Source organism: Sulfitobacter sp. 1A12779 (assembly GCF_043557315.1).
Lineage (GTDB): Bacteria > Pseudomonadota > Alphaproteobacteria > Rhodobacterales > Rhodobacteraceae > Sulfitobacter > Sulfitobacter faviae.
Window position 1 is genome coordinate 1 of the sequence record NZ_JBIFFU010000047.1, and the last position, 7,557, is coordinate 7,557.

Here is a 7,557-nt window from a genome sequence, read left to right on the forward strand (position 1 = left end):
ATATTGTAATTAAGGGTACAAAAACGCCCCAAAATGCCCTGAATCCGCAGAATCTGATTAATTAGGGTACAGTGACAACTGCCGCCTGGTCCCGGACGATTGCGATGTGACCACCGCGCTGTCGCTGGCCGAGAACATCACCCAGGCGCCCATGAACGCCATCGACGAGTTCGAGGCCTTCGCGCGGATGATGGAGGTCGACGGCCAGACGCCCGAGACCATCGCCAGGACTTTTGGCACGACCGTGGCCGCCGTGAAAGGCCGGCTGCGCTACGGGCTCATCCATCCCGACATCCGCGCCGCGGCCCGCGCCAAATCGATTACGCTCGACACGATGAAGGCCTTCGCCGATCACCCGAGCCAGGAGGTGCAACGCGAGGTCTTCGAGGCGCTCACCAAAGAGGACAACTATGTCCAGGCCTATACCGTCCGGAATGCGCTGAAGTCGCGCGGCGTACAGGTCAGCGACGATATCGGTGCCTTCGTGCGGAAAGACTACGAGGCGCGGGGTGGTGCCATCGCGGCCGATCTCCTGGACGAGCATTCCGTGCTGGAGGATTCCGCGCTGGTCGAGACGATCCTGCTGGAAAAACTCGCCGCTGCCGCCGAAGAGGCGCGGGCAGAGATCGGCTTTGCCTGGGCCGATGCGGTGATCCAGTACGACTATGCCGCCATGGCAGACTATGGCCGGGTCTATCCGGGTCCGGTCGAACCCGACGAGAAGGGCCAGAAGCGCTTGGACGCGATCACCGCCGAGCTTGAGAAACTCGAGCGCGAGATGGAGAACGAGGAGCTCGAGGACGAGGCGTACAATGAACTCTACGAACGCGTGGACGCGCTGGAGGCCGAGGCGCGGGACCTACAGGAGGCCTATAGCGCTGAGGATCTTGCGCGCTCCGGCGTGATCGCCTCCTGGTCGCATGGCAAGATCTCCCTGCATGTCGGGATGGTGCGCCCTGAAGACAAGGCGGAGAGCTCCGGCAAGGCTGCTTCCACCGCGTCGGGCGAGAAAGGCACGGCGGATAGTGATGAGATCACCTATCCCGCCTCGCTGACCGAGGATCTGAAGACCGAACGCGCGATGGCGCTCGGCGCGGCCATGGCGATGCATCCGGAGGCCACACTCGACCTCACACTCTTCAAGCTCGTCACCGACGTTTTGGACCACGGCATGGGCGTCACCCAGGCGATCAAGGTCGATGCGCGCCAGGAATATCGCAGTCACGCGAAGATGGACGAGATCGACGGCACCTCGCTCGAACAGGTGGCCGAGGCTCATGACGCGCTCGACCTCTCCTGGGCCAATGACGCGAAATCTCCCGCCGACCAGTTCGCGCTCTTCCGGGCGCTCGATGCGCGCGAGAAGGCGAAACTCGTGGCCTATGCCACGGCGGCGACCACGCAATCCTGTTTCGCACGGGACCGGCAGCGCGACAGCCTGATGCATGATTTCGAGATCGAGGTCATGCCGGACATCCGGGCGCACTGGACGCCGAACGCGGCGCTTTTCAACCGCTTCAAGAAGGCCTGGCTTCTGAAGATTCTCGGTGAGGAGTTGGGGCTCGCACAGGAGGCGGTGACATTGGCCTCTTCGACCAAGAAGCAAGTCGTCGAATTCTGCGACAAGCTTTTCGCCGAGCCCTTCGCAACGCTGACAGATGCGCAGCGGGCGGCGGTCGCCGCCTGGTGCCCGCCGATGATGCAGACGGCGGGTGTCGAGCCGGTTGATGCCAGCGAGGCCGAGGCGCCCGAAGACGAAACCGGGGTCGCTGAAGCGGCTTGATCGAGCAGGCGACCCGCGCCGAAACTTAGGCGCGGGTCGCACCCCTCCCTCCTACCTACAGGTAAATCCCATGTCCCTTCTCAGCTTCACCGCGGCGAGCGTCGCGGCGCAGATCGCGCATGCGCGCGGCTGTTCCACCTTCCTGCCCAACTGGAACGGGCCGGTCGGCAAACCCGCCCTGATCCTGATCGTCGGAAATGGCGTCCATCTGCGCTCAAACGGGATCGACGGCACGACGACGCGGATCGTCACCACTGAACGCGCCGATCCCTCCTACGCCTTCGCCGAGGGCATCAACCCTTTCCGCGATCCGGACTGGATGGCGGCCCGGCAGGCGGCGTTTCGCGATCTGACCGGCCAGTTCTACACTGACATTCTCGATGACGTGCAGATGCTCATCGACCGCGGTCATGACATCATCCGGCTGGCCACTGACGGCCACACGATCCGCGTCTTCCTGCGCCGCGCCGCCGACTATCTGATCGGCGGCATCTATGATGTCCCCTCCGGTCTCGGCGGGACGTTCCGGGTGATCCTGAAGGACGCCAGTGACACCCACGCCATTGTGCAGAACAGTGGCAATTGCGAGGACTTCGACGAGATGCTGCCTTACCGGGTGCCGCTCGACGCGCTCATCGAAATCGATGACCGGAGGGTGGCATAGTGGGTTGGCTTTTCTACACCGACCGGCGCGTCAAATCCTACGCCGACGAAAAGGCCGAGATCGCCCGGCTCTGCACGTTCGAGACCGACACCCGCAAAACGGTGCTGGTCAAGGCCTGCAAGGTCTGCTCGACCTGGTATGCCGCTTTGAGGCTCACGCAAGTCGACGGCTCGCCGGTCGAGGATGCGACCTATGTCACTGATGCGGACGGGTCCATCACTTTCGCCGCTGTATTCCTGACGCGCTACGACGAGGGTTGCTGGGGTTACAAGGATGTGGAGGAGAGCGCCGGGCCGGTGGAGTCGCGGGCGCCGCTCAGTCTTCTTGCCCTGTTGTCTGAGTTGAAGGACCCCGACAGCTATGCCCATGCCTGGCGCCAGCGCTGCCGGGATTGGGCGGCGATCCCGGACTACGAAGAGGGTGACAGGATCAGGCTCGCCGCGCCGGTCACACTGACCGATGGCAGCACCTGCCAGATCGTGATCGCCACCCACTACCTGCGCGGAGGGCAAAAGCGCCGGTGCTACCGGATTGAGGAAACCGGCGGGCTCGTGCGTTTGTCGAAGGCCTCGCTCGCCGGATCCGAACTTTTGGGCTCGGCCAAGAGCGCGGCAAGCCCGATCCTGGCGGAGTTCTTCGCCGGGAAGAATTCCTGACAGCCCCCATTTCGTCATCTGTCGAGCTTCAGGCCGCCTCCGCGCATTCGAAAGCGCAGAGGCGGCTTTCTGTCCTGTCGGACCCACAACCTGACTCAAAGGACAGACGATATGGACAACCGAAGCCCGGCACTCGCACGCGATTTCCCATCGAAACCTCACCTTCTGCAGGCCATTCGCCTGATCGGCAGCGAGATTGAGAAGCAACCGCTCAAGAGCTCATCGCTCGCTCGGATCATGCGCGAGACCTTCGGCGGCAGCGATGCTGGCGGCGCGTGGTCGTGGCGCATGGCCTATGACCTGATGCAGGCCGCCACGGTGACGGCGATCATGCGGGACAGCGGTTCGGACGCGCTCGCGGTGGCCAGATTGCTCGCCTCACGGCTCCTGACGGAGACCCGGCGCTCCGAGCAGCAAATCCGCCTGCAGCAATTTTCCACCCCGCTGGCCTATGCAGCCCTGGTCACGTGTGCAGCTGCCATCCGCCCCGGCGAAGCTTTCCTCGAACCGTCGGCCGGCACCGGCGCGCTGGCCGGTTTTGCCCTACGCGCGGGTGGCAAGCCGATGCTCAACGAGGTCGACCCCTTCCGCCGGGCGCTTCTCGAGGCGGTGTTCGGGAGCGAGGTGACCGATTTCGACGCCGAGCATATCGACGATCTCCTGACGGTGCCTGACCTCCCCGGTGTCATCGTGATGAATCCGCCCTTCGCCTCCTCGGTCGACCGGTCGCGGGACAGGCATATCGCGGCCAAGCATCTTATCGGCGCGGCCAAGCGCCTCGCGCCCGGCGGGCGTCTGGTCGCAATCATGCCGATGGGTTTCACCCCGGAACGGGACGCGGCCCATTGGGCACGGGCCTCGGCCATCGCAAAGCCGCGCCTTGCGCTCTCCATCCCGGGCCATGTTTACGCCAAGCTCGGCACCACCGTCGAAACCCAGCTCATGGTCTTCGACAAAGTGCAAGAAGAGGTCGAATGCGTCCGCGCGGTTGTCGACGATCTGGATGCGGCGCGGCAATTCGTCGACGACATCGCTAAGTTGCGACCCGCCGCGTCTCTCGTGCAGACCACAGCGCAGGTCCGGTCTGCCACACGGCACGGCAGCTCTCCCGCGATGCGCGAGCGCGCGGTCACCGCAACCTCTACGGCCAAATCGACAACCCACGCCGCCATTCCGCTGGCCTTCAACAGTCTCAACACCCCGCGCGAGAACACTCCGGTCTCCGACATCTATGCCCGCTACCGTCCGCAGCGGATCGAGATCGCGGGGGCCCAGGAACATCCCACGCCGCTGGTCGAGAGCATCGCCATGGCTTCAGTGGCGCCGCCGCTGCCGTCGCGGGAGGCCGCCGCCGATCTGCACCTGCCCGGCCGCCTGATCGAAGAGGGCCATCTCTCCGAGGCCCAGCTCGAGACCATCCTCATGGCGAACGATGCCCACGCGCGTGACCTGCCGGGCCGCTTCACCATCGACGAGGACCAGACCCGGATGACCCGCGCCGACGATGATCCGGAGGCCCGCGCCTATCGCCTCGGGTATTTCCTCGGCGACGGCACCGGCTGCGGCAAGGGCCGGGAATGTGCGGGGCTCATCCTGGTCAATTGGCTCGCGGGCCGTCGCAAGGCGGTCTGGATCTCCAAATCCGCCACGCTCATCGAGGACGCGATCCGCGACTGGACCGATCTCGGCGGCTCGCCCGCCGACATCCAGCCGCTCTCAAAATGGAAACCTGACCAGCAAATCTCGGTGGGCGATGGCATCCTCTTCGTGACCTATGCGACGCTCCGGTCCGCGGGCAAATGCGGCACGACACGTCTCAGCCAGGTTCTCGACTGGATGGGCGAGGGGTTCGACGGCGTTCTGGCCTTCGACGAGGCGCATGCGATGCAGAACGCCGCCGGCTCCGACGAGGGCAGGGGGGTGAAGCCCTCCCAACAAGGTCTGGCCGGACTGCGCCTGCAGCTCGCGTCCCCCCGGGCGCGGGTCTTCTACGTCTCGGCGACGGGCGCCACGAGCGTTCACAACCTCGCCTATGCCTCCCGCCTCGGACTTTGGGGCCAGGGGCCGGAATATCCTTTCCCGAGCCGCGAGAGTTTCGTCTCGGCGATGGAGGCTGGCGGCGTCGCGGCGATGGAAGTCGTGGCGCGCGACCTGAAGACGCTCGGCTTCTACACCGCGCGGGCGCTCAGCTTCGACGGCGTGGAATACGACGTGCTCGAACATGGGCTGACACCGGCGCAGATCGAGATCTACGACGCCTATGCCGGCGCGTTCCGGACGATCCACCACAATCTCGAGGCGGCGCTGACCGCGACCGGCGTCAACGATGCCTCCGGTCAGACGAACGCCTCCGCCGCCAAGGCTTCGGCCAAGTCGCGCTTCGAGAGCACCAAGCAGCGCTTCTTCAACCACCTTCTGATGGGCATGAAAGCCCCGACCGTGATCCGCGCCATAGAGGAGGATCTGGAGGCGGGTTTTGCCTGTGTCATCCAGGTGGTCTCAACTGGAGAGAGCCTACTGAAGCGGCGGCTTGAAGCGATGGACCCCGAGGACGAGCTGGTCGAGGGCGCGTTGACGCCTCGGGATTATGTGCTCTCCTACCTCGAACAGGCCTTCCCGATCCATGCCCAAAAACTCGTGGAAATCGACGGCAATGTCGTCGCCGAACCGCTGCGGGATGCGAATGGCGCGTTGGTCGTGTCGCGCGAGGCCGAGGCCTTGCGCGATGCGGCGATGATGGAGTTGATGGCCCTGGCGCCGATCCCCTCGGCGCTCGACCAGATCCTCTGGGCCTTTGGCGACGAGGCCGTGGCCGAGGTGACGGGGCGAGGGGTCCGGCCGCTGAAATCCGGCGACGGTGCACTCTTCATCGAGAAACGATCCGCCTCGAGCAATTCCTCGGAAACCCGGGCCTTCATGGAGGGCGAAAAGGACATCCTGATCTTCTCCGACGCCGGAGGGACGGGCCGCTCCTATCACGCGGCTCAGACGGCGAAGAACCAGAAGCGGCGGCGGCATTACCTGCTGGAGCCCGGTTGGCGGGCCGATGCGGCGATCCAGGGGCTCGGTCGCACGCATCGTTCGGCTCAGGTCAGCGCGCCGTTCTTCCGGGTCTGCACCTCGGACGTGCACGGTGAGAAACGCTTCACCTCCACCATCGCCCGACGGCTCGATCAGCTGGGCGCGCTCACCAAGGGCCAGCGCGAGACAGGTTCTCAGGGGATGTTCCGCGAGGAGGACAATCTCGAAAGCCCGATCGCAAGGGGTGCGCTGCGCGGCTATTACGCCGATCTGGCGGCCGGACGCGCCGGAGCCATGAGCTACGAGCGGTTCGCGGACTGGACCGCTCTGCGACTAATCGACCAGGACGGCGTACTCCTGGAAGAGTTGCCGCCGATCCAGCGCTTCCTAAACCGTGTCCTAGCCCTGCCGATCCACATGCAGAATGCGCTTTTTGCCGAGTTCATGAGCCGGATCGCCGATCAGACCGAGCGCGCCCGCGCCGCCGGCACGCTCGATCTCGGCGTCGAGACGTTGCGTGGCGAGAGGATCGAACAGGTCTCGGCGGAAGACCTCTGGACCTGTCCGCGCTCCGGGGCGGTGACACGGATCATCGGGCTCGAAGTGACGGACCTCGTCCATGTTCTCTCTGCAGAAGAAGCTTTGGACCGGAACCCCGACAAGCTACCGATGATCAACCGCGCGTCGGGACGCGCGGCGCTGATCTCGTCGCGTCCGATGCAGATGTATGATGAAGAGGTCGTCACGCTCATGCGCAAGGTGACGCGGCCGACCGGGTCCACATACGTGGAAGAGGCGAAGTTCGGAAACTCTGCCTGGGAAGAGATCAAGCATCCTGAATTCCTGCGCCTTTGGGACGAGGAGGCCGACAGCCTGCCGAAGGTGACCACGACAAAGCTTTTCCTGCTGACCGGGCTGCTGCTGCCGATCTGGAAAGACATCCCCTCGGGCAACGAACGCATCTACCGGGTCACGCCCGAGGGGCAGGGGAGCATGATCGGCCGCACAGTCAGCGAGGACGGTGCGGCCGCGCTCAGAGCCCGTTTTATGGTCGGCACCCCGAAAACCCCGCAGGAGATGCTAACGGCGGCGCTCGGGTCCACCGCGCCGGTCGATCTGGGCCGGGGCCTCACGCTCACCCGCCGCCGGGTCGCGGGCGCGGCCCGCCTCGAGATCGACGGGGCCGACCGGGGCACGATCGACGGGCTGAAGGCCATGGGGTGTTTCACGGAGATCATCGCCTTCCAGCTCCGGGTCTTCGTGCCCCACGGGGAGGGTGTTGATACCGCCGCGATCCTGGCCCGGATCGTGGGGGAAGGGTCTCCAACGGCGGCAGATCGCGCCGCCTGAAAGGAAAAGATGCCGTAATGGGGCTGTCGGCGAATCGAGCACGTTTCGCTTGCTTGACAGCATGATGTGGAGTGCCGTTGCCC

3 protein-coding genes and 1 pseudogene are annotated in these 7,557 nt (G+C 65.0%); all 4 read left to right on the forward strand.

The window, feature by feature from the left end:
* Window positions 1–76: 76 nt before the first annotated feature.
* Window positions 77–1,783: pseudogene (locus tag ACGYLQ_RS20295) on the forward strand (ParB/RepB/Spo0J family partition protein); the annotation flags it as partial.
* A 70-nt stretch (window positions 1,784–1,853) separates the two neighbouring features.
* Window positions 1,854–2,447 (forward strand): regulator, encoded by a 594-nt coding sequence (locus ACGYLQ_RS20300; RefSeq protein WP_394444592.1) that lies wholly within the window; start codon window positions 1,854–1,856, stop codon window positions 2,445–2,447.
* A complete protein-coding gene (locus ACGYLQ_RS20305) occupies window positions 2,447–3,103 on the forward strand; it encodes a DUF6927 domain-containing protein (RefSeq protein ID WP_394444593.1) in 657 nt (218 codons plus the stop codon). Before ACGYLQ_RS20300 ends, ACGYLQ_RS20305 begins: the two co-directional genes overlap by 1 nt.
* A gap of 111 nt (window positions 3,104–3,214) precedes the next feature.
* Complete coding sequence (locus ACGYLQ_RS20310; RefSeq protein ID WP_394444595.1) at window positions 3,215–7,474, forward strand: strawberry notch-like NTP hydrolase domain-containing protein; 4,260 nt, start codon at window positions 3,215–3,217, stop codon at window positions 7,472–7,474.
* Window positions 7,475–7,557: the final 83 nt, after the last annotated feature.